The 592-nt window shown below is 50.8% G+C and carries 1 protein-coding gene; it reads left to right on the top strand.

What is annotated here, in order from left to right:
* Positions 1 to 367 (top strand): class I fructose-bisphosphate aldolase (locus GFJ41_RS21005; RefSeq protein WP_170075999.1); only part of this gene is annotated, 367 nt, incomplete at its 5' end.
* Positions 368 to 592 lie beyond the last annotated feature (225 nt).

Below are 592 nucleotides of genomic sequence, written 5' to 3'. Positions count from 1 at the left end.
GTACACCCCACAGGAGGTCGCCATGGCGACCGTCAGCGCCCTCAGACGCACCGTCCCAGCTGCTGTTCCAGGCATCTGCTTCCTGTCAGGAGGTCAGAGCGAAGAGGAAGCTTCACTCAATCTCAACGCCATCAACCAGACTCCACTGCATAAGCCATGGAAGTTGACGTTCTCCTACGGACGTGCTCTCCAGGCATCAGCTCTTGCAGCGTGGAAGGGGAAAACGGAGAACAGGAAAGCCTCCCAGGACGCGTTCACCACCCGTGCCAAGATTAACGGTCTGGCATCTAAAGGCGAGTACAAACCGTCAGGCCAGGCTGACCAGGCTGCCACGCAGTCCCTCTTCACTGCCAGCTACGTCTACTAGACCAAACATGCCAATGTTAATGCCAAGATTACTTGGACACCACAAAACTGTGAATACAAAATGACCAAAAACTACTCAAGATAGTAGGGATGCACCGATACCACTTTTTTTGGAAACCAGACACCGGTATCGTGCATCCCTACAAGATAGCATTTTCATGTTAACTTGATTTATAAACATGTCTATTCCACACACACAGAATCTTAATCTGGAAGCCCATGACCA

The organism is Paraclostridium dentum (assembly GCF_012922555.1).
In the GTDB taxonomy this organism is placed as follows: domain Bacteria; phylum Bacillota; class Clostridia; order Peptostreptococcales; family Peptostreptococcaceae; genus Paraclostridium; species Paraclostridium dentum.
The sequence above is the reverse complement of the archived record's forward strand: the minus strand, read 5'-3'. Positions and strand labels throughout refer to the sequence as shown.